This is a genomic window from Paralcaligenes ureilyticus, from assembly GCF_004346225.1.
Taxonomy (GTDB): Bacteria; Pseudomonadota; Gammaproteobacteria; order Burkholderiales; family Burkholderiaceae_B; genus Paralcaligenes; species Paralcaligenes ureilyticus.
Map to the genome: position 1 here is coordinate 250,785 of NZ_SMAJ01000001.1, position 24,430 is coordinate 275,214.

Here is a 24,430-nt window from a genome sequence, read left to right on the forward strand (position 1 = left end):
ACCATTAATGCTTGACAATGGGAGGCACCTGGCCCGCCGTGTCACGCGGCAGATCGGCCACGATCGTTGCCACCTTGTGGGCAATATCCAGGTATAAGGCCGCGTATTTTCCGGCGGGATCGGCCGCGACGGTGGGCGTGCCCGACTCGGTCTGGGTGCGGATATCCATGACCAGAGGAAGCGCGCCCAGCCACGCCAAATTGAATTCGGCCGCCATGTTCCTGCCGCCGTCCTGGCCGAAAATCGGTTCGGCATGTCCGCAGTTGGAACAAATGTGCACCGACATGTTTTCGATCACTCCGAGCACCGGTACATTGACTTTCTGGAACATGCGCAAGGCCCTGCGGGCATCGGCCAAAGCCAGATCCTGAGGCGTCGTCACGATGACGGCGCCCGTCAACGGCACCTTCTGCGCCATGGTCAGGGCGATATCGCCCGTTCCGGGCGGCATGTCGACGATCAGATAATCAAGATTGTCCCAATTGGTCTGGCGCAGCAATTGCTCGAGCGCCTGCGTCACCATGGGGCCGCGCCATATGGCGGGCGAGTCGGGGTCGATCAGAAAGCCGATGGAATTGGCCTGTAGGCCATGCCCGATCAGGGGCTCCATGGTTTTGCCGTCCTGGCTTTTTGGGCGGCCCGACAAGCCCAGCATCATGGGGACGCTTGGGCCGTAGATATCGGCATCGAGCAGGCCCACGCGGGCGCCTTGCGCCGACAAGGCCAAAGCCAGATTAACGGCCGACGTACTCTTGCCCACGCCCCCCTTGCCGGAAGCCACAGCAATAATATTGCGTACCGACGGCAAGGGCTTCAGACCCTGCTGCACCGCATGGGTTGCCACGGCAGCCCGGGTAATGCGCAGGTCTTTCAGATTCAAGCCCTGCGGCGCCAGTGCGGCTTCGATGCGCTTGCGCAATTCCGTCTGCCGATTGTGCAAACCCTGACCAAGGGCCAAAGTAAGGCTCAACTCGGACTCATTGAGCACAAGTTCACTGTTTTTGGGCGTCAGACCCAAGGGCGCTCCACTATTGGGGTCGATTACCTGCGCCAGCACTGCACGTACTTGTTCCAGATTTACACTCATCACATTCCAGGCCTTTTAGGGGATTACAATACCTATACCCTAAAGAATAGCGGATTGGCGGGAATCTTTTCCAGTGCAGCCTGGTCTATATACACAAGATGAATACATTTAATCAGATACTTCGCATCGCTTTCTTTTTAGTGCTGGCTGTTTTCGGCGCAATCATGGCGTTTATTTTCATGGCGTCCACGGCTATTGCCGTGGCTGTCCTGTATGTGGTCGCCCTCGTAAAAGGGCGCCCTTTCGGCGCACGCGCCTACTGGACCCAGCGCCACCAGCCTCGCGGCAACAAAAACACCTTTAAAAACAAAGACGTGGTCGACGTCGAAATGCGCGAGATCCACTAAGGCGCAAACCCGCAGCATGCGCTTCAGCCCGACTGCAACAATTCGTTAGCGCGCTAAGCTTGACGAATCCTGACGACTCGTGCGCATCGCCCACAACCAGAACCGAAGAAACACTCCTCGCTTTGCCGGATTGCCATAAGCCGGACTGTATATCGCCATAACTGCGCCCCCCCTTCACGCTACCTGGCCCGGCTCGTACCATCTGTGCTGGTTATGAAATCAAGCCACAAGGGGCGCAAGCATGTATCGAATAGGTATCGACGTCGGCGGTACGTTCACGGATTTCACATTGGTGAACGAGAACGAAGGCGGCGTCGCATTTTTCAAAGAACCGTCTACGCCGCACGATCCGTCCGAAGCCATCGACAATGGCATCCGCGGGTTGATGAACGAACACGGCATCGCACCGGACCAGATCAGCCATATCGGCCACGGAACCACAGTTGCCACCAATCTGATCATCGAACGCAAAGGTGCCCTGTGCGGGCTGATCACCACCAAGGGATTCCGCGACGTCCTGGAAATCGGACGCCAGGTTCGCCCGCACCTGTATGACTATAGCGTCATCAAACCGCCAGCGCTGGTGCCGCGGGCACTGCGCTGCGAAGCCGCCGAGCGCATTTCGGCCAAGGGTGCCATCCAGCTCGGTCTGAACGAGGATGACGTGCGCACCGCCGCGAGATATCTGCGTGACGCGAGCGTGGAAGCCATCGCCATCTGCTTCCTGCATTCGTACCGCAATCCGCTGCACGAACAGCGCGCTCGCGACATCGTCAAGGAAGTAGCGCCTGATGTGTATATCAGCATATCTAGCGACGTCCTGCCGGAGTTCCGCGAATATGAACGACTCTCGACCACCGCGCTCAATGCCACGGTCGGGCCACGCATGGAGCGCTATCTGCAGCGTTTCCTGGATCGGGTATCCGCGGCGGGAGTTCCGGCGCAACCGCTCACCATCCACTCCAACGGCGGCTTGATGTCGGTCGAAACAGTGCGTCACTATCCGGTGCGTACCTGCTTGTCCGGCCCGGCGGCCGGTGTGGTGGGAGCAGCCGTAGTGGGCCGTGTTGCCGGATTTCCCGAATTGGTGACCTTCGACGTCGGCGGCACCAGCACCGACGTATCGCTCATACACGAAAGCAAGCCGATCTTCACCTCGAACCGCCAGGTCGCAGGGTATCCAGTGAAGACTCCCATGGTCGACATCCACGTGATCGGAGCAGGCGGAGGCAGTATCGCGTGGCTCGATGACTCGGGCTCCTTGAAAGTCGGCCCGCACAGTGCGGGCGCCGTACCCGGGCCGGTCGGCTATGGCCGTGGCGGCACACTACCCACCATCACGGACGCCATGTTTGCACTGCAGCGCCTGAATCCCCACAGCCTGCTCAAGGGCAAGATGGCCGTTCAGGCAGCCGCGGCGCGTGCAGTCATCATGGAAAAAGTTGCCGAGCCACTGGGCTTGACGCTGGAGGCGGCCGCCGAAGGCATTATCCGCATCGCCAACGCCAACATGAGTCGGGCGATCCGCTCGGTTTCAACCGAACGCGGCTACGAATTGTCGAAATTCGCCCTGTTTGCCTTTGGCGGCGCCGGCCCGCTGCACGCCATGGACGTGGCCCGCGAATGCGGTATCCCTGTCGTCGTGGTGCCGCAGGAACCCGGCACCATGTGCGCACGCGGCATGCTGCTGACCGATATTTCGTTTGACTTTGTCGAGAGCGATATCGCACTGGTCGACGCATCGAGCTGGGCCCGCATCATCGAAAAGATCGAGAGGCTGACGCGCGATGCAGCACAATGGCTGGCCAGCGAAGGCGTGGATGGCGCCGATCGTGCCTACGACACGGTGATCGATGCGCGCTACGTCGGACAGAACTTCGAAGTGCAAGTAGCCATGGCGCGCGGCACCGTCCCGGATTATGCGAGTTTCGAATCGAACTTTCATGCCGCGCATCTGCGCGAGTACGGATACAACGTGCCAGAGCGCGCCATCGAGGTCATCAACTGCCGCGTCAAGGCGGTAGGCACCGTCGTCAAGGCGCCATTGGCCAAGTTGGCCGTCAAGCCAGTGCCGGCCCCCGTGTCACGGCGCGAGATTTATTTCGGCGCCGACCACGGTTGGCTGCCGGCGAACGTATACGATCGGGATCAGTTGGGCGCAGGCGCCGAATTCACAGGCCCTGTGGTCCTCGAGGAAATGAGTTCGACCACCGTGATTGCCCCCGGGCAACGCGCACGTATTGACGACTACGGCAACCTCGTCGTACGCATCGCTTGAACAGGAAACAGCCATGAGCAACATAGATATCATCAGCAACCCGATCGAAATGGAAGTATTCACCAATCGGCTGCTGTCGATTACGGAAGACATGAACAACACTTTGGTCCGATCGTCTTTTTCCACGAACATAAAGGAGCGCAAAGACTGCTCCGTCGCACTGTTCGACGCACGCGGACGCCTGGTTGCCCAGGGCACGCAAATTCCCTTGCACCTGGGATCCCTGAACGGTGCCATGGCGGCGGTGCTGGCGCAGTTCGGAACAGCGGCCATCAAGGACGGCGACGCCTTCATCAGCAACGACCCCTATATGGCGGGCGGCAGCCATTTACCCGATATCAATATCGTTACGCCGGTATTTCACCATGGCAAGCTGGTATTTTTCGCAGCCAATGTCGGCCATCATTCGGACGTAGGCGGCGCGGTGCCAGGCTCGATAGCCGGCGGCTTGCGCACGGTTTTCGAAGAAGGCATCCGCATTCCGGTGGTGCGCATCGCACGCGAGGGCAAGACCGATGACGACATGCTGCGCCTGATCTGCGGCAACACGCGCGACCCCGAAGAGCGCATGCTCGACCTGAAGGTGCAGGTCGCCACCAACAACCGCGGCTCGGAAGCGGTCAAAGGCCTGCTGAGCCAGATGGGTGTGGAGCGTGCGTTGACCGCGGTCGAAGATGTCATTCGCTACACCCGGGCCAGGCTGGTGCGGCGCATTTCCGAACTCAAGGCCGGCTCTTATTCATTTGTGAATGTGATGGACGACGATGGCCTGGGCGGCAGCGAACCGGTAGAGATCCACGTCAAAGTAACCGTAGGCAATGGGCGCCTGGCGTTCGATTTCACCGGCTCGGGAATACAGGCGCGCGGCGCGATGAATCTGCCGGTCAGCGCCCTGAATGCCTGCGTATACTATTCGGTCAAGGCCTTGCTCGACCCGGAACTGGCCGCCAACGCAGGCCTGTTCGACCCCCTGGATATCACGGCGCCGGCCGGCACCATCGTCAATCCGCTGGCCCCGGCCGCGGTGGGCGCCCGGTCGCTGACCGCCCAAAAGGTGGCGGGCGCCATTTTCGGCGCTTTCCGCGGCGTGCTTCCGGAATCGCGCATCATGGCTTCCGGAAACGACGTCTGCCCCGCCATTGTGTTCTCGGGCAGGCTTGAACGCCGCGCGGGCGATTTCGTCTATTTGGAGACAGTAGCCGGCGGTGCCGGAGCAAGGGCCGACCTGGACGGCATGGACGGCGTGCACGTGCACATGACAAACTCGTCGAACCTGCCCATCGAAGCGCTGGAAAACGAATATCCGCTGCAGGTCGACGAATACGCGTTCGTGCCGGAATCGGGCGGCATCGGCCGCATGCGCGGCGGCATGGCCATTGCGCGCCAGATATCTTCCCTGGCTGACGGCATTGTGTTTTCCGCCAGGTCGGATAATCACACCGCCGGCCGCTCCATCGGCGTTCTAGGAGGCGGCGACGGGCGGCAATCTCGGCTGCAGCGCTTCGCGATCGACGGAACAGCCGAAACCCTGTCGTCAAAGACGGCCAATATTGCGCTCAAACGAGGTGAAAGCGTGCGCCTGGAAACCTCCGGCGCAGGCGGCTTCGGCATACCCTCCGAACGCACAGCCAAGGCTCTGGCCCGCGATCTGGCCGATGGATTCATGGGTGAGAGCGCGGCGCGGGCGGCCTATGGCCCGCTGGTGGACCTGGCGCTCGCCCAACTGAATTCTCCTGCCAAGTAGGCGCACGGGCCCAAGCCGGGCCTCGCCGCCGACTCCATTACGGGGCAAGCTTCAGGCCGGCGCCGCCGAATGCCGCCCCTATGCATTGGCGCAGCCAGGCATGCGCCTGGTCGTTCTGGTAGCGCTCGTGCCAATACAGCGAAATACTCAACGGCGGCAAAGGTAGCGGCGCGGGCAGCATGGCCGTCCCGGAAGCCGCCGCCAGGCTTTGCGCAATGCTTGATGGCAAGGTAGCCACCATATCGGTGGTCGCCAGCACGAACGGCGTGGCCACATAGCTGCTAAGCACAATACCAACCGTGCGACGCTGCCCTTGCGCGAGCAGGGCGGCGTCGACCTGCGTATTGAAGTAGCCAGCATAGCCCGACGCGTCCATGTGCTGGTATTGCAGATAGGCCGCCATGTTCCATTCGCGGCCCAGCGCCGGATGCCCCTTGCGAACCAAGCAGGTGCTGGCCTCTTCAAACAAAAATCGCGCCCGCAAGCTGTCGGGCGGCTGTGGGTAGTGTCCTATGTACAACTCGACATAGTTGCCCGACAGCATATCGAGCGCGCCGGAAACCTTGGGAGGAAGACATTGAATCTGAATATTCGGCGCCTCGGCCCTCAAGCGAGGCAGCACGCGCGGCAACACTACGTACTGCAGGTAGTCGCTGGCGTAGATAGTGTAGCCATGGGCGCTGGTGGCCGGATTGAAGGAGGCTTCCGGCGACGTCGAACGCTGCCAGGCATGCAGCAAGGGCTGGAATGTGCGATGCAATTCCTGCGCGCGCAGCGTCGGCGTCCACTTATTGCCATCACGCTCCAAAAGAGGGTCGCCAAATAAATAGCGCAAACGGCTCAAGGCCGAACTCATCGCCGGCTGGCTGATTCCCAGAGCCTCCCCGGCCTGTGACACACTCTTGCATGTGATCAATGCATCGAAGTGAACGAGCAGGTTCAGATCAGTTGATTTCATAAGGTAAAAGTTATGCGCTTATAAGTCTGGCATTGTCGACGCCCCAGAGAGCCCCGCGTACTATTTCAACACGGTAGCATTTTATCCAACAAGCGACCGCCAAAGCTAAAAATCCAAGGAGAAATGCAGTGCTGAATATGCGGAAAACGCTGGTGCAACTGGCATTGGCAACCATGGTCCTCCCTCTTGCCGGAGCAGCGTCTGCGACGGATAGCTGGCCTGGCGGCAAACCCATACATCTTATCGTGCCCTATGCCAATGGCGGGTCCACCGACCTGGTCGCACGGCAAATCGGCAATGCGCTCGGCAAGCGTCTGAACCAGACCATTGTGGTCGAAAACAAGGCCGGCGCCAGCGGCATGATCGGCACCTCTTATGTCGCGCGCCAGCCGCCGGACGGTTACACATTGATGATAGGCACAGTATCCAGCCACGCGATCGCGCCCAGCGTCACCGCCAATCTGCCCTACGATGTAAGCAAGGACTTCACCCCTATCACCACAATAGGCACGATACCCGACCTGATTGTCGTCAACCCCACTGTTCCGGCCAACACATTGGCCGATTTCATCAAGCTTGCCAAATCCCGCCCCGGTAAAATCAGCTACGCTTCGGCCGGGCCCGGCACCTCCAGCAACCTGGGTGCCGCCTACTTTGCCGCCGAAGCCGGCATCAGCCTGAACGGCATTCCCTATCGCGGATCGGGGCCGGCCCTGATCGACGTCCTGGGCGGTCATGTCGACATGATGCTCGACGTGATCATGACCTCACTTGCACCTCTCAAGGCAGGCAAGCTCAAGGCTCTTGCCGTCACTTCCAAGACCCGCTCGCCGCTGCTGCCCAATGTCCCCACCGTGGCCGAAAGCGGTCTGCCAAACTTCGAAGCCATCATCTGGTTCGCCATCCTGGCTCCCGCCCACATGCCTGAGGCCCTGCAAACCAGGATTGCCGATAATCTGGACGCCGTGTTGGCCGCTCCGGACATGAAGCAATTCCTCTTGAGCCAGGGGATAGAAGCAGTCGGCACTGGGCCAGCCCCTTTGGCGCAAACCATCAAGGCCGACACCGAAAAATGGCGTCGAATCGCGCAGATCGCCAACATCAAACCCCAGTAGGCCTGACGGCCGGCCATTGGCCTGGAAACGATCTTCATGGCCAAAGGACGCCAATGACACAAACCGTACAAGTGCCCGTGCCGGGCAAGGCCCGGGAACGGCGCCACCAAGGCATCTACGATGCAATCGTAGTTGGCGGCGGACTCGTGGGCGCAGCCATCGCCTACGGTCTGTCGAGCCACCTCGGTCATATCGCCGTACTCGACGAAGGCGATGTGGCTTATCGCGCCTCACGCGGCAACTTCGGGCTGGTGTGGGTGCAAAGCAAAGGCATGGGCATGCCTGCCTATGGCCAGTGGACCATGAGTTCGCAACAGCTATGGCGACAATTCGCCGACGATCTGCTGGATTTGACCGGCGTGGATGTCCATCTTGAACAACACGGCGGCCTGCATGTCCTGCTTACCGAAGAAGAAGTCGAGGCGCGCATCGGATTCTTGACGCGCTTGCATGCACAACCCGGCATGGCGCAATACCCCTGGAAAATGCTCGACCACAAGGAAACGGCGGATCTGGTGCCCGGTTTGGGGCCGGAGGTGCTGGGCGCATCCTGGACGCCGGTGGACGGTATCGCCAATCCGCTGAAATTGCTGCATGCCTTGCATGTCGCCTTCGACCGCCTCGATATAGACTATCTGCCGCAGCACCCAGCCACGAAAATCGCCCACAAGGATGGGATATTCGAAATCGACACGCCCCGTGGCACCGTGCGTGCCCGCAAGCTCGTGCTGGCCTCGGGCCTGAGCAACAAGATGCTGGGCGAAAAAGTCGGGCTCGACGTTCCCGTGCGGCCTCAGCGCGGACAGATCATCGTCCTGGAACGTACCCGCCGCCTGCTGGAAACACCCATCGGCAGCCTGCGCCAGATGGATGAAGGCACTTGGCTGATTGGCGATTCGCAGGAAGAAATGGGTTATGCCGACCAGACGACCGGCCTGCCCGTACTGGCCACGCTGGCCGATCGCGCAGTGCGCACCATTCCGGCGCTGCGCGAGGTGCGCATCGTACGCAGCTGGGCCGCGCTACGCGTGATGTCGCAGGATGGCTTTCCCATCTATGAAGAGTCCCAGACCCACCCCGGCGCGTTCGTGGCAACCTGTCACAGCGGCGTGACCCTGGCCGCAGCGCATGCGCTGCGTTATGCACCCATGGTCGCCGCCGGCTGTATCGACGACGACATGATCCCCTTCTCTACCCGGAGGTTCCATGTTCAAAAGGCTGCATGAAGCGGAGGCCGCCGTCGCGCAGGCACCGGTTTCGCTGACACTGAACGGCAAGGCCGTGGCCTGTCGCGCCGGCGACAGTGTCGCGGCCGCACTTTTCGCAGCCGGATTCAGTCAATGCCGAGACACCGCGGTCAACAACGTGCCGCGCGGTCCGTATTGCATGATGGGCGTATGCTACGACTGCCTGGTCACCATCGACGGTCAGGAGAATCAGCAGGCTTGCATGACAACGGTGCGCGCCGGCATGACGATAGAACGCCAGCCCGGCGCGCGCAGGGTGCCCGAATGACATCGATCCGGAAATGCCAATTGCTGCTGATCGGCGCGGGTCCGGCCGGGATGGCGGCAGCCACGCAAGCCGCGACTCTGGGTGTGGACACCTTGCTGCTGGACGAACAGACGGCGCCGGGAGGCCAGATCTACCGCGCCATCACCAGCACTCCGATCCAGGATCGCCGCATACTGGGCGCAGACTACTGGCACGGCGCGACGCTGGTCGAGTCCTTCAGGCAATCGGGCGCGCGCTACGAACCGGGAGCCACGGTATGGGCTATCGAAGACATGGCCGCTTCCGCCGAAGCCGAAGGCTACGAGGTCGCCTATTCCGTCGGAGGCGAGGCGTACATGGTCCATGCACGCCACATCCTGCTGGCGACCGGCGCGCAAGAGCGTCCATTTCCGATCCCCGGCTGGACACTGCCCGGCGTAATCAGCGCGGGAGCGGCCCAGATCCTGCTCAAACAGGCAGGTATCGTGCCCTCGGACCGCACAGTACTGGCCGGTTGTGGCCCCTTGCTCTACCTGATCGCCTGGCAGTATCTGAATGCCGGCGTCAAGATTGAAGCCATACTGGAAACCGCTCCACCCGGGCGCATGGCCAAGGCCCTGCCGCATGCCTGGGGCTTCCTGCGCTCGCCTTACTTGGCCAAAGGGCTGAAGCTGCTGCGCACGGTCAAAGCGGTGGTTCCCATCATCAAGAACGTCACGCGCATCGAAGCGCAGGGCGACCAGGGCACGCTGGCCCGAGTCCATTTTGAAACAGCCGGCGAAAACAGGACACTGGACGCCAATCAATTGATGCTGCATCAAGGCGTAGTGCCCAATATCAATCTATCGCAGGCCTTGGGCATCGCGCACCGCTGGGACGAAGCGCTGGCGTGCTGGGAACCCACGGTCGACGAATGGGGAACGACCTCCACCCCTCACATCGGCATGGCCGGGGATGGCGCGGGCATCGCCGGCGCATTGGCGGCGGAACATCGCGGCCGCATCGCCGCGCTGCAAGCCGCGTTCATGCTCGGCGCCATAGACTCCGGCGCACGCGACCGTCATGCGCAGACACATCGCGCCGCCCTGGCTCGCGCCGTGCAAGGACGGAAATTCTTCGACACCCTGTACATGGCGCCGGAGGCGTTCCGGCGCCCCGTAGGCGACACCATAGTCTGTCGTTGCGAAGAAGTCACCGCGGCCCAACTGCGCGACACCGTAAAGCTCGGAGTGACCGGGCCCAACCAGATGAAGTCTTTTCTGCGTTGCGGCATGGGCCCCTGCCAAGGCCGTTTCTGCGGCCTGACAGTCAGCGAGATCATTGCCGAGGAACGCGGCCTCTCGCCCGAGGAAGTCGGCTACTACCGGCTGCGCTTTCCCACCAAGCCTCTGACACTGGGCGAACTGGCCTCCTTGCCGCAAACCGAGGCCAGCCGCAAAGCCGTCATCCGATTCAAGAAATAACAATCAATATGATCGCCCCCCTCGGCGCTCGAGTCATCACCGTGCGCGGCGGTCGGGCACGACCGCTCGACGGCCCTGCCCGACCGGATTCCCGTCACCGGCGCTGGAACTGGAACTGGAGCCGGCCGTTATGCCATACTGTACGCTCCGCCCAAAAGCCCTAAAATCGCTTTTTCACATTCCCATACGCATCACACATGTCGCGCACGCTATTTGTTACCACTGCCCTGCCCTACGCCAACGGCTCATTTCACATCGGTCACATCATGGAATATATCCAGGCCGATATCTGGGTTCGTTCGATGCGCATGGCCGGGCATACTGTGCACTTCGTCGGAGCCGACGACGCACACGGCGCGCCCATCATGCTCAAGGCCGAAAGCGAGGGCATCAGCCCGCAAGACCTGGTGGCGCGTTATGCCGGGGAACGCCCGCAGTATCTGAACGGTTTCCATATCCGCTTCGACCACTGGCATTCCACCGATTCGGCTGAAAACGTGGCGCTGTCGCAAGACATTTACCGCCGCTTGCGTGATGCAGGCCTGATTTTCTCTCGTCCAGTCGAGCAGTTTTACGACCCCGTAAAAGGCATGTTCCTGCCCGACCGGTACATCAAGGGGGAATGCCCCAACTGCCACACCAAGGATCAATACGGCGATTCCTGCGAGTCCTGCGGCGCCGTCTATGCGCCCACCGACCTGATCGACCCCTATTCCACGCTGACCAAAGCCCGCCCGGTGCTCAAATCGTCGGAGCACTTCTTCTTCAAGCTCTCCGATCCGCGCTGCGTCGAATTCCTGCAGGCCTGGACGACAGGCAGCAACGCCAGCGGCCAAAAGCGGCTGCAGGCCGAAGTGCTGGCCAAAACGCGCGAGTGGCTGGGCAGCGGCGCGCCCGACAGCGAGTCCAACCTGGCCGATTGGGACATCTCGCGCGACGCCCCCTACTTCGGCATCCCCATCCCCGACGCGCCGGGCAAGTTTTTTTATGTCTGGCTCGACGCCCCCGTGGGCTACCTGGCATCGCTGCAGGCCTATTGCACCAAACAGGGCCTGGACTTCGAGGCCCTGCTCGACCCGCAAAGCAGTACCGAACAAGTGCATTTCATCGGCAAGGACATCGTGTATTTCCATGCATTGTTCTGGCCGGCGATGCTTAAATTTGCCGGACGCAAAACGCCCGATGCGTTGAACGTACACGGTTTCATTACCGTGAGCGGCGAAAAAATGTCCAAGAGCCGCGGCACCGGCATTTCGCCATTGCGCTACCTGGATATCGGCATGGACGCACAATGGCTGCGCTACTACATCGCCGCCAAGCTTAACGCGCACGTCGAAGACCTGGACTTCAACCCCGAGGACTTCACCGCCCGCGTCAACAGCGATCTGATCGGCAAGTATGTCAACATCGCGAGCCGCGCCGCCAACTTCATCAGCAAACACTTCGACGGCCAGTTGGGCTACCACGGCGACACCCAAGCCTTGCAGGCCGAACTGCGGCAAGTGGCCCAAAGCGTACAGGCCGACTTCGAGGCGCGCGAATACGGCCGGGCCATACGCACCATCATGGGCCATGCCGACCGGATCAATCAGGCCTTCGATACTGCCCAGCCCTGGGTCATGGCCAAGGGCATTGCACAGGCCGATGCCGCGCAAAAAGCAGTGCTGCAAGACGTCTGCGCCCGGGCCCTGGCCGGGTTCAAGGCCTTGTCCGTCATGCTGACCCCGGTGCTGCCCGTGTTGACGGAAACAGTCGCGCTGGAGCTGTTTGGGGCCGCGCAGGCCTTTCGGTGGTCGGACGCCGACCAATTGCCCACCCATATCGCGCCATTCAAGCATTTGATGCAGCGGGTCGACCCCAAAATGCTCGACGCCCTGTTCGAGCCGCCCGAAGTCGCCACCCCGCTGCCCGGCGGCAGCGCCATCGCCGAGATCATCGACATCAAAGACTTCGGAAAAATCGATTTGCGTATCGCCAAAATCATCGACTGCCAGGCGGTCGAGGGCTCCGACAAATTGCTGCGCTTAAGTCTGGATGTGGGCGAAGGCCGTTACCGGCAGGTGTTTTCGGGCATCAAGTCGGCCTATGCGCCGCAAGACCTGATCGGACGCCTCACCGTAGTGGTGGCCAACCTGGCGCCGCGCAAAATGCGTTTCGGCATTTCCGAGGGCATGGTGCTCGCGGCCAGCCATGACGACGAGAAGATCGACGCCGGCCTCTATATACTGGAACCCTGGGCCGGCGCTCAACCCGGCATGCGCATCAACTAGCCGCGGCCCTCGATACCGCCACGGCCCCAAGAATTTCCCATGGACGCACGCTTCGAAACAAAACGCCAGACCGCAGGACATCGCAGCACGTTGGTGAGCGTAGCGGTCAATATCGTATTGACCCTCATCCAGATAATTGTAGGCGTCCTGGCTCACTCGCAGGCCTTGATTGCCGACGCGATCCACTCCCTGTCGGATCTGATATCGGATGCCGTCGTCCTGGTTGCCAACAAGCAGGGCCAGAAAGCACCCGACGCCGATCATCCCTACGGTCACCTGCGCTTCGAAACAGCCGCCTCGCTGATCCTGGGCGCATTGCTGCTGACGGTCGGCCTGGGCCTGTTGTGGGCGGCCTTCGTCAAACTTCAAAATCCCGCCGCCATCCCCAAAGTGCATGCCATTGCCCTGATCGTGGCAATCGTCGCGCTGATGTCCAAGGAACTGTTGTTCCGCTACATGCTGCAAGTCGCCCAGGGTGTGCGCTCATCCATGCTGATTGCCAATGCCTGGCACGCCCGTTCGGACGCCGCCTCGTCGCTGGTGGTGGCGATCGGCATCATTGCCAATCTGGCCGGTTTCCCGATGGCGGATCCCCTGGCCGCGCTTATCGTCGGAATCATGGTGGCGCGCATAGGCTGGAAATTTTTCTTCAGCGCCTTCAACGACCTGATGGATCGCGCGGTCGACGTGGAAACCGAGAACCGGATTCGCGGCCACCTTGCCTCAACGCCCGGCGTACAGGGCATACACGGGCTTAAAACCCGGAAGATGGGAGACATGATCTGGGTCGAGGTCGATCTTGAAATGGATGCTACATTGACCATAGCCCAGGGCCATGCCATTGCCGAAGACGCACGCAATCGGGTCATGCAGCACGAAGCCGTGCTCGATGTCACGACCCATTTCGATCCGGTGCAAGTCAATCGCGCCGGCGCGCCGCCGTAACGCAAACGGCATTCATAGCGGTCGAGAGCTCTTTGTTTTTTCTGGAGATGGAATATGACGGACACCCGCGAGTACACACCCCCTAAAGTCTGGGTCTGGAACAAGCCCAATGGCGGCGCCTTCGAGAGCATCAACCGGCCCATCGCCGGTCCCACCCACGACAAGGCGCTGCCGGTCGGGCGCCACCCGCTGCAGCTCTATTCGCTCGCCACGCCGAACGGCCAGAAGGTCACCATCATGCTGGAAGAGCTGCTTGCCCTGGGCCACGCCGGCGCCGAATACGACGCGTGGCTGATCAGGATCCGCGAGGGCGACCAGTTCGGCAGCGGTTTCGTCGAAGTAAACCCGAACTCCAAGATCCCGGCGCTGATGGACCGTTCAGGCCCGAAACCGGTGCGGGTGTTCGAATCCGGCGCGATCCTCCTCTACCTCGCCGAAAAGTTCGGCGCCTTGCTTCCGGCCACGCAACCGGCCCGTGCCGAATGCCTGTCCTGGCTGTTCTGGCAGATGGGTAGCGCGCCCTATCTAGGCGGCGGCTTCGGCCATTTTTACGCCTACGCACCGACCAAGATCGAATACGCCATCGATCGCTTTGCCATGGAGGTCAAGCGCCAGCTCGACGTGCTGGATCGCCGCCTGGCCGAAAGCGAATTTCTGGGTGGAGCCGACTACACCATCGCCGACATCGCGGTGTTTCCCTGGTACGGCCGCCTGGCCAAAGGCTGGCAGTACGGCGCGGGCGAGTTCCTGTCGGTGCAGGACTACAAGCACGTCGTGCGCTGGGCCGACACGATTCTCGCGCGGCCGGCGGTAGTTCGCGGGCGCATGGTCAATAACGTATCCGGCGATCCCTCCACGCAGCTGCACGAGCGCCACGACGCGGACGACTTCAATACCAAAACGCAAGACAAGCTTGCAGAAGAACCATCATGAAAATCGAGGAAATGGAGCGGGTGAAGGGAATCGAACCCTCGTCTTAAGCTTGGGAAGCTCGCGTTCTACCATTGAACCACACCCGCCCTGGGCTGAAAATTTACGTGGCCAGCCTTCGGCCAGAAAAATGCAGCGCTCGCATTATAGCGCCTGTATGCAACCCGCACGCAAACCGGCCGCAGTGACTACAATTGCGCCCATGAACACCATCAAACCCACCTTGCAGGGCCAATCGCCCGACTCGGCCGGCCCTGCGGCCGGCGAGGCGCTGGCCGCGCACCCGGGCCCCGGTCACATTCGCAGCTTCGTCCACCGCCGCAGCCACATTACCCCCGGCCAGAAAGAGGCGCTGGACAGCTTGATGCCGCTATGGGCCCTGCCCTATCGGGCCGCCGTCCTGGAGTTCGACAAGGTCTTCGGGCGCCATGCGGCGACCATACTGGAAATTGGCTTTGGCATGGGCGAGACCACCGAAAAAATCGCCACGACGCGATCGGGCGATAATTTCCTGGGCGTCGAAGTGTTCAATGCGGGCGTGGGCGCCCTGCTCAAGCGCATAGAAGCCTGCGGCCTGCAAAACATACGCATCATTCAACATGACGCGGTCGAAGTCGTGCGCGATATGATCGCACCGGATTCGCTGGCCGGCATTCATATCTACTTTCCCGACCCCTGGCCCAAATCACGGCACCACAAGCGCCGCCTGATCCAGCCGCCCTTTATCGACTTGCTGGCAAGCCGCCTGGCCCCGGGCGGCTATATTCATTGCGCGACCGACTGGGAAAATTACGCCCAGCAAATGCTGGCGGTGCTGGGCGCCGAGCCCCGCCTGAAAAATAGCTGCGAAGGCTATGCGCCGCGCCCCGATTTCCGCCCTCAGACCAAATTTGAAACGCGCGGATTGCGCCTCGGTCACGGGGTCTGGGATCTGATTTTTACCCGCAAGGAAAAGCCCTGATGTATCCCGAAATCCAGCCCTATCAGCACGGTTTTTTAAACACCGAAGACGGCCATCAGATTTATTGGGAGCTGTGCGGCAACCCTCACGGCAAGCCCGCCGTGTTCCTGCACGGCGGCCCGGGCAGTGGCTGCGCCGCCGCCCATCGGCGCCTGTTCAACCCCGAACGCTACAAAGTGCTGCTGTTCGACCAGCGCGGCTGCGGCAGGTCGACACCACACGCCAGCCTGGAAAACAATACCACCTGGCATCTGGTGGCCGACATCGAACGCTTGCGCAGCAAGGTTTTGCAAACAGAAAAAAGCCTGGTCTTCGGCGGCTCCTGGGGTTCGACTCTGGCGCTGGCTTATGCGCAAACACATCCGCAACACGTCAGCGAGCTGATCCTGCGCGGCATCTTTGCCCTGCGCCAGGCGGAACTGCACTGGTTCTACCAGGAAGGAGCCTCCTGGCTTTTCCCCGACTTATGGGAGCAATACCTGGCGCCAATCCCCCCCGCCGAACGCGGCGACCTGATCGCCGCCTACCGCAAGCGCCTGACCAGCAGCGATCGCAGCGTCCAGGTGGAAGCCGCTCACGCATGGACCCAATGGGAAAACCAAACCATCAGCCTGCTGCCCAGCGCGGCACATAAGCAGGCCCACGCGGACGATGCCTCGGCCCTGGCGTTTGCCCGGATCGAAAACCATTACTTTGTAAACAAGGGGTTCATGGGAGAAGGGCAATTACTGCGCGACGCCCATATTCTGCAATATATCCCCGGCATCATCATCCAGGGCCGCTACGACGCCTGCACACCGGCCCGCACCGCCTGGGATCTGCACAAGGCCTGGCCCCAGGCCGAGTTTCATCTGGTGCCTGATGCGGGTCACGCGTTTGATGAACCGGGTATTCTGGCCAGGTTGCTGGCCGCGACGGATCGGTTTAGTCAGTAGATTGGTGGGCGATAGGTATTTTTAGGAATATGGCACCCACAAGGGGTGCCGCTACATGATTCACCGACACGTTTTTGTAGCGGCACCCCTTGTGGGTGCCACCACCTCCCCCTACCGCATCCCGCCAAAACCACCCTTGCCCAAACCCTTCATGCCGCCCATGGCACGCATCATTTTGGCCATGCCGCCTTTTTTCATCTGCTTCATCATGCCCTGCATCTGATCGAATTGCGCAAGCAAACGGTTGACTTCCTGCACGGGCACGCCGGCGCCGGCTGCGATGCGGCGCTTGCGCGTGGCTTTCAACACCTCGGGCTTGCTGCGCTCCGCGGGCGTCATCGAATTCAATATCCCTTCGCTGCGGCGCAACTGCTTTTCGGCCTGGCCGCCCTGCAACTGTCCAGCGGCCTGCGCAAACTGCGCGGGCAATTTTTCCAGCAAGGACCCCATGTCGCCCATTTTCTTGACTTGCTGCAACTGGTCGCGAAAATCGTTCAGGTCGAAACGATTGCCCGACTTGATCTTGGCCGCCAGCTTTTGCGCCTCGGCGATATCGACATTTTTGTGCGCCTGCTCGACCAGCGACACAATATCGCCCATGCCCAGCACCCGTTGCGCCATGCGCTCGGGATAAAAAGGCTCCAGGCCGTCGAGCTTTTCCGACACGCCCACGAATTTAAGCGGCTTGCCGGTTACCTGGCGTACCGACAGGGCCGCGCCGCCCCGCGCATCGCCATCCAGCTTGGTGAGCACCACCCCGGTCAGCGGCAGGGCGTCGGCGAAGGCTTTGGCCACATTGACCGCATCCTGGCCCTGCATGGCATCGACCACAAACAGGGTTTCCACAGGATTGAGCAAGTCGTATAAGGCGCGAATTTCGCGCATCATGGCCTCATCAATACCCAAACGCCCGGCGGTATCGACAATGAGTACTTCGTGGTGGTGGAGCTTGGCATATTCGAGCGCCGCTCGCGCGATATCTTCAGGCTTTTGCGACGGATCGGACGGCAGGAAATCCACTTGGGCCTGCCCAGCCACGGTTTTCAACTGCTCGATAGCCGCCGGGCGATACACGTCGGCGCTGACGACCAGCACCTTTTTCTTGCCCGTTTTGCGCCCATTTTGAACATGGCCACCCTCAGCCAGCCATTTGGCAAGCTTGCCTGTAGTAGTGGTTTTACCGGCCCCTTGCAGGCCCGCCATCAGGATGACCGCGGGGGGCTGCGTGGCAAGCGACAACTCGCTTTCCTGGGCGCTTTGCTCGCCGCCCATCAGCGCCGTCAACTCTTTATGCACGACACCCACGAGCGCCTGGCCCGGATTCAGGCTGCCCACCACCTCCTGGCCCAGCGCGCGTTCTTTGACGCGGGCCACGAAATCGCGCACCACCGGCAGGGACACGTCCGCCTCAAGGAGCGCCATGCGCACTTCGCGCAGCATTTCCTGCGTATTGGCTTCGGTAAGCCGGGCCTGGCCACGCATGGTTTTCACCACGCGCGACAAACGTTGAGTCAGATTGTCGAGCATAACGATGGTTTCGCTTAAACTAGTTGGTCGCTGGGGATAAAGGCTAAAATCACCGGGTCGGGCATTGTGCCCTGCCCGGTTCAATCAGAATATCAGGGATTATGTCTGCAGGTATTGTATTTCACTCGCTCGCCGCGCTGGCTTACGCCGTTTTGGCCGTTTCGCTCTGGCGCCCGCTGACCCGCGGCGACGCACAGGCCCATGCAGGGAAAGTCGGCCGGATCTGCCTGCTTAGCGCCATTATCCTGCACGGCATCGGTCTGCAACAGTCCATACTTTTACCCAACAGCCTGCACCTGGGCTGGGCGCTGGGTCTGTCGGCCGCCATCTGGCTGGGCATGATCATCTTCTGGCTCGAAAGCCTGGTTTTGCGCATCGATGGCCTGCTGCTTATATTACTGCCCGCGGTCACGCTCGTTGCCATCCTGGCCGCCGTATTTCCGGAAGGCCATAACGTTCCACACGCCAACAACGACTGGCTGCGCGCGCATCTGCTCATTGCACTGACGGCCTATGGCCTTATCACCGTTGCCGCCCTGCAGGCCATGCTCATGACCGCTCTGGACCGGCAACTGCACCGGCCCGTCGAACAAGAGGCCAACCGCAACTTCATCAGCCGGGCGCTGGATTCGATGCCGCCCCTGCTGGTGCAGGAGCACCTGCTGTTTCGCCTGATCTGGATCGGTTTTTTCGTGCTCACCCTGGCGGTGATCTCGGGCGCCGTGGTGTCCGTGGGGCTTACCGGCAAACCCTTTCCACTCGATCACAAGACGGTTTTCACCCTCTTGTCGTGGCTGACATTCGGCGGGCTGCTGCTGGGGCGCTATGCCCGCGGCTGGCGCGGCCGCGTTGCCCTGCGCTGGACGCTGGTGGGGTTCGCCTTTTTATTGCTGGCCTATACCGGCAGCCGATTTGTGCTCGACGTAATACTGCAACGAGGTTAATGTGGGAAAAGTCATATTCTGGGTCGTCGTCATTATTGGCGGCCTGTTCCTCGCCCGCATCCTGGCCCAGCAAAACGCCAAAGAGCGGGCCGACGAGCGCCAGCCCAAGCAAGCCGCAAAGCGCAATAGGCCGCCCATCCAGCATCCTGAATCCATGGTGCGCTGCGAACACTGCGGCATCCATTTGCCGCGCTCCGAAGCCGTGCTGATCGGCGGCAAGACCTGGTGCAGCCAGGAGCACGCCAAGCTGGGCAAGCGCGCGTGAGCCTGGCGCTAGACCGCCACGGCTGGCTGCAGCCCCAGCGCAAAGTCCGCCGCGCCCGGTCACCCAACCAGGATGCACGCCCGGCTGGCAGCGAACCCATTTTGCTGGTCATACACAATATCAGCCTGCCGCCGGGCGTATTCGGCGGCACCGAAGTGGCGGATCTGTTTCAGAACCGGCTGGATGTCAGCACCCATCCATGGCTGGCACGCTTGCGCGATCTGCGTGTATCGGCTCATTTCTTCGTGCGCCGCGATGGTGGCGTTGTGCAGTTCGTCGCCAGCACCCAACGCGCTTGGCACGCTGGCGTTTCAACCTTTGAAGGCCGCGAGCGCTGCAACGATTTCTCGATAGGGATCGAACTGGAAGGCACCGATACTGTGCCTTATACCGACGCGCAATATCAAACGCTGGCGGAGCTGACCACAGTGTTGCGCGCGCGCCATGCATTGAAGGCGGTGCGCGGCCACGAGCATATTGCGCCGGGGCGCAAGACCGATCCGGGGCCTAGTTTTGATTGGGAAAGGTATGGTCGTGAGGCCGGGTGGTTCAGGCGGCAATTGCCGCCTGTTTGAAGAGCGACTGGCACGTCTTTGTAGCGGCACCCCTTGTGGGTGCCATCTCCGCCAGCAACGGCCCTATCATTTGCAACCGCCGCCTTGGCCATCAAAGATTTTTGGCAGCCACAAGGGCTGCCGCTACATTAGCCTTAGCCGGCGCTTCCGCCCAACAACAACCGATTCATGCGCTTCACAAACCCGGCGGCATCGGCTAAATGCGCGCCTTCGGCCAGCATCGCCTGATCGAGCAGCAACTGCGACCACTCGCCGAAATCCCCATCGGACGACGCCTGTATGCGCGCAATCAAGGCATGCTCGGGATTGATCTCGAGTATCGGCTTCACATCAGGCGCGGTCTGCCCGGCCGATTGCAACATGCGCAACAAATGCGGGCTGAGCTCGTTTTCATCCACTACCACGCACGCCGGCGAATCCACCAGACGCCCCGTAACGCGCACGTCTTTGACCTTCTCGGTTAGCGCCGCCTTCAGGCGCTCGACCAAGGGCTTGAACGTTTCGGCCACTTCCGTCTGATGCTTTTTCTCGTCGTCATCGGCCAACTGGTCCAGGTCCAGGCCGCCCTTGGCAATCGACACCAGAGACTTGCCGTCAAAATCGCGCAGATACGACAGCATCCACTCATCGACCCGGTCGGACAGCAACAAGACCTCGAGCCCTTTCTTGCGGAAAATCTCCAGATGCGGACTATGGCTGGCAGCCGCAAACGAATCAGCGCTGACATAATAAATCTTGTCCTGCCCTTCTTTCATGCGGCCAACATAATCCGCAAACGATACCGTTTGCGCCGCGTTATCGGCATGCGTCGACGCAAAGCGCAGGAGCTTCGCGATGCGCTCTTTATTGGCCGTGTCTTCACCCGTGCCTTCTTTAATCACCTGGCCAAACTGCTCCCAGAACGTCGTGTACTGCTCGGGCTTGTTCTCGGCCAGATCTTCCAGCAACGACAACACCCGCTTGGTCGACCCCTCGCGGATCACACGCACATCGCGGCTTTCCTGCAAAAGCTCGCGCGACACATTAAGCGGCAAATCGGCCGAATCGATCACCCCGCGCACAAAGCGCAGATACATGGGCAACAGTTGCTCGGCGTCGTCCATAATGAAAACACGCTTCACATACAGCTTGACGCCGCGCTTACCCTCGCGATCCCACAAATCCATAGGCGCGTGCTTGGGGATATACAGCAACTGCGTATATTCGCTGCGGCCTTCCACGCGATTGTGCGTCCAGGCCAGGGCATCCTCATAATCATGCGCAACGTGCTTGTAGAACTCCTGATACTGCTCATCGGTAATATCCGACTTGCCGCGCGTCCACAAGGCATTGGCCTGGTTAATCGTTTCCCATTCAGTCTTTTTAACCTGCTCGGATTTTTCGCTATCCCACTCTTCCTTCAGCATCTGGATAGGCAGCGAAATATGGTCGGAATAACGGCGCAGCACCTCGCGCAACTTCCAGCCGCTCAGGAATTCGTCTTCGCCCTCGCGCAAATACAAGGTCACCGACGTACCGCGATCGGCCTTCTCGACCTGAGTCACCGAAAACTCGCCCTGACCGTCGGACTCCCACAACACCGCATCCGTTTCCACCGCGCCCGCGCGCCGGCTTAGTACCGACACCTTTTGCGCCACGATAAACGAAGAATAAAAACCCACGCCGAACTGGCCGATCAGCTGCGCATCCTTCTGCTTGTCGCCCGTCAGCCGGGAAAAGAATTCTTTGGTGCCAGAGCGCGCGATCGTCCCCAGATGGGAAACTGCCTCGTCGCGCGACATGCCCACGCCGTTATCGGATATCGTTACACTGCGCGCCGCCGCATCGTACTCAACGCGGATACGCAAATCGGTATCACCTTGCAACAAATCGGGCTCATCAATGGCCTCGAAACGCAGCTTGTCGCACGCGTCCGACGCATTGGACACCAGCTCGCGCAAAAAGATTTCTTTGTTACTGTACAAAGAATGGATCATCAAATGCAGCAACTGTTTGACTTCGGCCTGAAAACCCAGTGTTTCAGCGCCGTGAACAGAAGTATCGGTTTCGCTCATAATGGCTTTAATTAATCAATAATTTAACGAAGGTAGCCCTGTATGGGCTTGAGTGGCGTATATGAGGGCGAAAATCGGGAATTCAAGGGTAGGCACAAACGCCAACATGGGTATCTGCTACATGCTCTTCGGCATCCTGACCCTAAGCCTGAGCGATGCGGCCGTCAAATCCCTGGACGGCCGCTACCCGGCCATGCAAGTCCTGTTCCTGCGCGCAGCCATTGCCCTGCCGTTCGTCACCGCCCTGGCCCTAAGCCTGGAAGGACGCCGCGCACTATACACCCGGCAACTGGGCCTGCACATGACGCGTGGTTTACTAAACGTAATAGGCGCCACCGCCTTTTACCTGGGACTGGTGCATCTGCACCTGGCTGAAACCACCGCCATCGCCTACGCCGCCCCCATTTTCGTGGTGCTCCTGTCCAGGCTAGCCCTGAAAGAAAAGCTCGACGCCTACCGCAGCATGGCCATCGCACTGGGCTTTGCCGGAGTCGTGATCATCGTGCGCCCCGGCGGCGACGCCTTCCAGACAGCTTCCTTTTACCCGCTGATTACCGCCATGACCTATGCCACCATGATGGTCAGCGCCCGGCGCATCGACCCCACGCAAAGCTTTCCCAACCTGATGTTCTACTCCGTCATGCCGCAAGTGGTCTTCAGCGTCATCCCCCAGCCCTGGATATGGCAGCCCGTGGCCGGCCCCGACTGGCTGATCATGATCGCCATCGGCATCTTCAGCAGCATAGGCATCAGCCTGATATCCCAGGCCTTCCGCTTCGCCCCCGCCTCCATCGTCGCCCCCTTCGACTACACCGGCCTGCTGTGGGCCACCTTCTTTGGTTGGCTGATCTGGGGGGAACTGCCCGATGCCGTCAGCTATGTGGGGATGGTGCTCATCATCGGGGCGGGGTTGATTGGGGCGCTGCGCCGACGGGCCTAACCGGTATCGCACTTATATGGCGGCGCCCTGTAGCGGCACCCCTTGTGGGTGCCATAATGAAAAGAACCCGTTTTTGCAAAGTCCGCCCACGCTGCGTATAATCGCGTTCTCTTCTATCAGGCGTTATGCGGCTGCGCATAAACGTTCCTCTCAGGCCCGGGTGGTGAAATTGGTAGACGCAGGGGACTCAAAATCCCCCGCCGCAAGGCGTGCCGGTTCGATTCCGGCCCCGGGCACCAGCTTAAAATCCCTAGTGTTTATAAGGCCCTAGCGCGATTTATAGCTTCTACCCCAAGACTGGGGGATTTTCCAAGATTGCGAGTCAGGTACAGTGGTGCAGCACCGCGTGTACTTTCGGAGCTTTTCCTCGCATAGCTACTATTGTTAAGACCCCTTCTGGAACCTGGAAAGCCGTCATTCGCAAGATGGGCTGGCCAACTGCATCCAAAACATTCAGGACCAAACGGGATGCAGAGGACTGAGCCAGGCGTACCGAAGATGACATGGTGCGCGGCGTGTACATTCAGCGAGTACCGGCTGGGCGAATGGCGGTCGAGGCAGCGCTGAGGCGCTACCTGCGGGAAGTGACACCGACCAAGCGGGAATCCACCCGCGTATCAGAGCATAAGAAAACACAGCCCTTGCTACGACATCTTGGCAAATACTCACTGGCTGCCCTGAGCGCCGACATTGTGGCGCAGTACCGCGACATGCGCCTGGCTGACGACCCGGATGAAAACGGCAAGCTGGTACCACGCAGCAACAACACCGTCCGGCTGGAACTGGCACTGCTGAGTGCACCTGTTTACCGTAGCCATCAAAGAGTGGGGTATGGGGCTGCCCTTTAATCCCGTATCTCAAATCCGCCGCCCTGCTCCCGGTGCCGGTCGGAATCGCCGGCTGACGCCGACGGAGAACAAATGCCTGCTGGCTGCGGTGGATACCGTACTCGAATCCGATCTTCAGCTGGATCGTACGGATCGCCTTGGAAACGGGGATGCGGCTGTCAGAGATCGGCGGACTACACCTTGGTCAGGTGGATCTGTAGAAGCGGGTTGTACGGCTGGACATCACGAAGAACTCATCGTCCCGGACTGTACCGCTGACGAAAGCCGCTACGGCAGCGTTTCAGGCCGCGATTGATAACCCGATTCAACCGCCCGAGACCGACCTGGTGTTCTTTGGTGAACCTGGTCGGGATGGAGTGCGACGGCCTTATTTGATAAGGCTTGGACTGACGCCAAGAAAGCGGCTGGGCTGACGGATTTCCGGTTCCATGATCTGCGGCATGAGGCGGTGAGCCGACTGGTGGAGGCGGGGCTGTCAGATCAGGAGGTGGCAGCGATCAGTGGACATAAGTCTATGTAAATACTGAAGCGGTATACTCATTTGAGGGCTGAAGACTTGGTGGGGAAGCTAGATAAGATACAGAGCTGAACGCCTGTTTTCGACCGAGGCTATGCGAAAACGCAGAAATAAACTGCGCTTCGAAAGGTTGACGCATCAGAACGCTCGCCATTCAATTTTTTCGTGCTCGGGAACGGTAAGAGCACCCGAGGAAATAGGCTATTGCTGCGTTTTCACACAGCCTCGACCCA

20 protein-coding genes, 2 tRNA genes and 1 pseudogene are annotated in these 24,430 nt (G+C 60.5%); 18 read left to right on the plus strand and 5 right to left on the minus strand.

Annotated elements, in window-relative coordinates; all coding sequences use genetic code 11:
- Window positions 1-4: 4 nt before the first annotated feature.
- Complete coding sequence (gene apbC, locus EDC26_RS01210; protein WP_132579434.1) at window positions 5-1,087, minus strand: iron-sulfur cluster carrier protein ApbC; 1,083 nt, start codon at window positions 1,085-1,087, stop codon at window positions 5-7.
- A 98-nt stretch (window positions 1,088-1,185) separates the two neighbouring features.
- Here apbC and EDC26_RS01215 point away from each other — a divergent pair, with 98 nt between their 5' ends.
- From EDC26_RS01215 to EDC26_RS01225, 3 genes are all read left to right on the plus strand, one after another.
- Window positions 1,186-1,434 (plus strand): hypothetical protein, encoded by a 249-nt coding sequence (locus EDC26_RS01215; RefSeq protein WP_132579435.1) that lies wholly within the window; start codon window positions 1,186-1,188, stop codon window positions 1,432-1,434.
- 241 nt (window positions 1,435-1,675) lie between these two features.
- On the plus strand, window positions 1,676-3,712 hold the full coding sequence (locus tag EDC26_RS01220) for a hydantoinase/oxoprolinase family protein (protein WP_132579436.1): 2,037 nt from the start codon (window positions 1,676-1,678) through the stop codon (window positions 3,710-3,712).
- Between the two features lie 13 nt (window positions 3,713-3,725).
- Window positions 3,726-5,456 (plus strand): hydantoinase B/oxoprolinase family protein, encoded by a 1,731-nt coding sequence (locus EDC26_RS01225; protein ID WP_132579437.1) that lies wholly within the window; start codon window positions 3,726-3,728, stop codon window positions 5,454-5,456.
- A 37-nt stretch (window positions 5,457-5,493) separates the two neighbouring features.
- Here the strand turns inward: EDC26_RS01225 and EDC26_RS01230 are convergent, their stop codons facing one another.
- Entirely contained in the window at window positions 5,494-6,414 is a 921-nt protein-coding gene (locus EDC26_RS01230; protein ID WP_207915033.1) for a LysR family transcriptional regulator, read from the minus strand.
- Window positions 6,415-6,551: 137 nt separating this feature from the next.
- On the opposite strand from EDC26_RS01230, the gene EDC26_RS01235 reads away from it, so the two are divergent.
- The 7 genes from EDC26_RS01235 (at window position 6,552) to yghU (ending at window position 14,634) form a co-directional block, all read left to right on the plus strand.
- Window positions 6,552-7,529 (plus strand): Bug family tripartite tricarboxylate transporter substrate binding protein, encoded by a 978-nt coding sequence (locus EDC26_RS01235; RefSeq protein ID WP_132579652.1) that lies wholly within the window; start codon window positions 6,552-6,554, stop codon window positions 7,527-7,529.
- 53 nt (window positions 7,530-7,582) lie between these two features.
- Window positions 7,583-8,755: an NAD(P)/FAD-dependent oxidoreductase gene (locus tag EDC26_RS01240; protein ID WP_132579438.1), complete on the plus strand. Its 1,173-nt coding sequence runs from the start codon at window positions 7,583-7,585 to the stop codon at window positions 8,753-8,755.
- Window positions 8,736-9,044, plus strand: a complete 309-nt coding sequence (locus EDC26_RS01245; protein WP_132579439.1) for a (2Fe-2S)-binding protein — start codon at window positions 8,736-8,738, stop codon at window positions 9,042-9,044. Before EDC26_RS01240 ends, EDC26_RS01245 begins: the two co-directional genes overlap by 20 nt.
- The gene (locus EDC26_RS01250) at window positions 9,041-10,486 is read left to right on the plus strand and encodes an FAD/NAD(P)-dependent oxidoreductase (RefSeq protein WP_132579440.1); all 1,446 of its coding nucleotides are present in this window, start codon (window positions 9,041-9,043) and stop codon (window positions 10,484-10,486) included. Before EDC26_RS01245 ends, EDC26_RS01250 begins: the two co-directional genes overlap by 4 nt.
- Before the next feature lie 197 nt (window positions 10,487-10,683).
- A complete protein-coding gene (gene metG, locus EDC26_RS01255; protein WP_132579441.1) occupies window positions 10,684-12,756 on the plus strand; it encodes a methionine--tRNA ligase in 2,073 nt (690 codons plus the stop codon).
- Between the two features lie 39 nt (window positions 12,757-12,795).
- Window positions 12,796-13,701, plus strand: coding sequence for a cation diffusion facilitator family transporter (locus tag EDC26_RS01260; protein WP_132579442.1), 906 nt, complete (start codon window positions 12,796-12,798; stop codon window positions 13,699-13,701).
- Between the two features lie 54 nt (window positions 13,702-13,755).
- Complete coding sequence (gene yghU, locus EDC26_RS01265; RefSeq protein ID WP_132579443.1) at window positions 13,756-14,634, plus strand: glutathione-dependent disulfide-bond oxidoreductase; 879 nt, start codon at window positions 13,756-13,758, stop codon at window positions 14,632-14,634.
- A gap of 12 nt (window positions 14,635-14,646) precedes the next feature.
- Here the strand turns inward: yghU and EDC26_RS01270 are convergent.
- Window positions 14,647-14,720 (minus strand) — tRNA-Gly (locus EDC26_RS01270).
- A 113-nt stretch (window positions 14,721-14,833) separates the two neighbouring features.
- Between EDC26_RS01270 and trmB the strand changes: the two genes are divergently transcribed.
- Window positions 14,834-15,592 (plus strand): tRNA (guanosine(46)-N7)-methyltransferase TrmB, encoded by a 759-nt coding sequence (trmB, locus tag EDC26_RS01275; protein ID WP_132579444.1) that lies wholly within the window; start codon window positions 14,834-14,836, stop codon window positions 15,590-15,592.
- Window positions 15,589-16,527, plus strand: a complete 939-nt coding sequence (gene pip, locus EDC26_RS01280) for a prolyl aminopeptidase (RefSeq protein ID WP_132579445.1) — start codon at window positions 15,589-15,591, stop codon at window positions 16,525-16,527. The genes trmB and pip overlap by 4 nt, the downstream gene beginning before the upstream one ends.
- A 111-nt stretch (window positions 16,528-16,638) precedes the next feature.
- Here pip and ffh read toward each other — a convergent pair whose 3' ends face one another.
- A complete protein-coding gene (ffh, locus tag EDC26_RS01285) occupies window positions 16,639-18,054 on the minus strand; it encodes a signal recognition particle protein (protein WP_132579446.1) in 1,416 nt (471 codons plus the stop codon).
- A 101-nt stretch (window positions 18,055-18,155) separates the two neighbouring features.
- Here ffh and EDC26_RS01290 point away from each other — a divergent pair, with 101 nt between their 5' ends.
- The 3 genes from EDC26_RS01290 to ampD are packed head-to-tail and all read left to right on the plus strand — an operon-like array spanning window position 18,156 to window position 19,838.
- Window positions 18,156-18,998 (plus strand): cytochrome C assembly family protein, encoded by an 843-nt coding sequence (locus EDC26_RS01290; RefSeq protein ID WP_132579447.1) that lies wholly within the window; start codon window positions 18,156-18,158, stop codon window positions 18,996-18,998.
- Window position 18,999: 1 nt separating this feature from the next.
- Window positions 19,000-19,263, plus strand: a complete 264-nt coding sequence (locus tag EDC26_RS20035; RefSeq protein ID WP_165930867.1) for a PP0621 family protein — start codon at window positions 19,000-19,002, stop codon at window positions 19,261-19,263.
- On the plus strand, window positions 19,260-19,838 hold the full coding sequence (gene ampD / locus EDC26_RS01300; RefSeq protein ID WP_132579449.1) for a 1,6-anhydro-N-acetylmuramyl-L-alanine amidase AmpD: 579 nt from the start codon (window positions 19,260-19,262) through the stop codon (window positions 19,836-19,838). The genes EDC26_RS20035 and ampD overlap by 4 nt, the downstream gene beginning before the upstream one ends.
- 134 nt (window positions 19,839-19,972) lie before the next feature.
- On the opposite strand, the gene htpG is transcribed toward ampD, so the two are convergent.
- Entirely contained in the window at window positions 19,973-21,892 is a 1,920-nt protein-coding gene (htpG, locus tag EDC26_RS01305; RefSeq protein WP_132579450.1) for a molecular chaperone HtpG, read from the minus strand.
- 106 nt (window positions 21,893-21,998) lie between these two features.
- On the opposite strand from htpG, the gene EDC26_RS01310 reads away from it, so the two are divergent.
- The 3 genes and pseudogenes from EDC26_RS01310 (at window position 21,999) to EDC26_RS20270 (ending at window position 24,269) form a co-directional block, all read left to right on the plus strand.
- Complete coding sequence (locus EDC26_RS01310) at window positions 21,999-22,832, plus strand: DMT family transporter (RefSeq protein ID WP_243700738.1); 834 nt, start codon at window positions 21,999-22,001, stop codon at window positions 22,830-22,832.
- Window positions 22,833-22,986: 154 nt separating this feature from the next.
- Window positions 22,987-23,071: transfer RNA gene (locus EDC26_RS01315), tRNA-Leu, on the plus strand.
- 132 nt (window positions 23,072-23,203) lie between these two features.
- Window positions 23,204-24,269 (plus strand): annotated as a pseudogene (locus tag EDC26_RS20270) (site-specific integrase).
- Window positions 24,270-24,430: the final 161 nt, after the last annotated feature.

What these genes read in the sequence shown, in the direction of transcription:
- apbC (WP_132579434.1), bottom strand. Translation starts at nt 1,087, where the DNA reads ATGAGTGTAAATCTGGAACAAGTACGTGCAGTGCTGGCGCAGGTAATC.
- EDC26_RS01215 (WP_132579435.1), top strand. Translation starts at nt 1,186, where the DNA reads ATGAATACATTTAATCAGATACTTCGCATCGCTTTCTTTTTAGTGCTG.
- EDC26_RS01220 (WP_132579436.1), top strand. Translation starts at nt 1,676, where the DNA reads ATGTATCGAATAGGTATCGACGTCGGCGGTACGTTCACGGATTTCACA.
- EDC26_RS01225 (WP_132579437.1), top strand. Translation starts at nt 3,726, where the DNA reads ATGAGCAACATAGATATCATCAGCAACCCGATCGAAATGGAAGTATTC.
- EDC26_RS01230 (WP_207915033.1), bottom strand. Translation starts at nt 6,414, where the DNA reads ATGAAATCAACTGATCTGAACCTGCTCGTTCACTTCGATGCATTGATC.
- EDC26_RS01235 (WP_132579652.1), top strand. Translation starts at nt 6,552, where the DNA reads ATGCGGAAAACGCTGGTGCAACTGGCATTGGCAACCATGGTCCTCCCT.
- EDC26_RS01240 (WP_132579438.1), top strand. Translation starts at nt 7,583, where the DNA reads ATGACACAAACCGTACAAGTGCCCGTGCCGGGCAAGGCCCGGGAACGG.
- EDC26_RS01245 (WP_132579439.1), top strand. Translation starts at nt 8,736, where the DNA reads ATGTTCAAAAGGCTGCATGAAGCGGAGGCCGCCGTCGCGCAGGCACCG.
- EDC26_RS01250 (WP_132579440.1), top strand. Translation starts at nt 9,041, where the DNA reads ATGACATCGATCCGGAAATGCCAATTGCTGCTGATCGGCGCGGGTCCG.
- metG (WP_132579441.1), top strand. Translation starts at nt 10,684, where the DNA reads ATGTCGCGCACGCTATTTGTTACCACTGCCCTGCCCTACGCCAACGGC.
- EDC26_RS01260 (WP_132579442.1), top strand. Translation starts at nt 12,796, where the DNA reads ATGGACGCACGCTTCGAAACAAAACGCCAGACCGCAGGACATCGCAGC.
- yghU (WP_132579443.1), top strand. Translation starts at nt 13,756, where the DNA reads ATGACGGACACCCGCGAGTACACACCCCCTAAAGTCTGGGTCTGGAAC.
- trmB (WP_132579444.1), top strand. Translation starts at nt 14,834, where the DNA reads ATGAACACCATCAAACCCACCTTGCAGGGCCAATCGCCCGACTCGGCC.
- ffh (WP_132579446.1), bottom strand. Translation starts at nt 18,054, where the DNA reads ATGCTCGACAATCTGACTCAACGTTTGTCGCGCGTGGTGAAAACCATG.
- EDC26_RS01290 (WP_132579447.1), top strand. Translation starts at nt 18,156, where the DNA reads ATGTCTGCAGGTATTGTATTTCACTCGCTCGCCGCGCTGGCTTACGCC.
- htpG (WP_132579450.1), bottom strand. Translation starts at nt 21,892, where the DNA reads ATGAGCGAAACCGATACTTCTGTTCACGGCGCTGAAACACTGGGTTTT.
- EDC26_RS01310 (WP_243700738.1), top strand. Translation starts at nt 21,999, where the DNA reads ATGGGTATCTGCTACATGCTCTTCGGCATCCTGACCCTAAGCCTGAGC.